Here is a 475-nt window from a genome sequence, read left to right on the forward strand (position 1 = left end):
GGCGGTGGGGGCGCGGGCCTCCTTGCTGCGGCAGGTGCAGCGGGCTGAGCTGGCGGGGGTTGGGTTGCTGGCTGGATTTTTAGCTTCCATCGTCGCGCTGGCTGTGGGATGGGGGTTGGCGCGGTTTGTGTTTGAATTTAACTGGACGGGGTCTTGGACTGTGCCTTTGCTGGGGAGCCTGGCTGGGGCAGTGTTGGCGTTGGCTGCTGGGTGGTGGGGTTTACGGTCTGTTTTGAATACGCCTGTGGTGGAGACGTTGCGGAAGGCGCAGTAGAGGGCCGGTTCTTGCTCCGGCTGGGCGCTCGCTGCTGAGAGTGGCTGGCCGGGGTCGCCCGGCGGCGACTCACTTTTCTTTGCTTCGCCAAAGAAAAGTAAGCAAAAGAAAGTAAGCAAAGAAAAGGCGACCCGCAGTCTGGGTCCCCTACGCTGCGCTTCGGGGCAACCTGCGGTGCTCGACTACGGCGGGGTCTCGCGC

The 475-nt window shown here is 63.2% G+C and carries 1 pseudogene; it reads left to right on the plus strand.

Annotation, left to right across the window (positions count from 1 at the left end):
- Window positions 1-274, plus strand: a pseudogene (locus tag AC1D0P_RS29005) (ABC transporter permease); the annotation flags it as partial.
- Window positions 275-475 lie beyond the last annotated feature (201 nt).

It is taken from the genome of Polaromonas sp. P1_G2 (assembly GCF_056405515.1).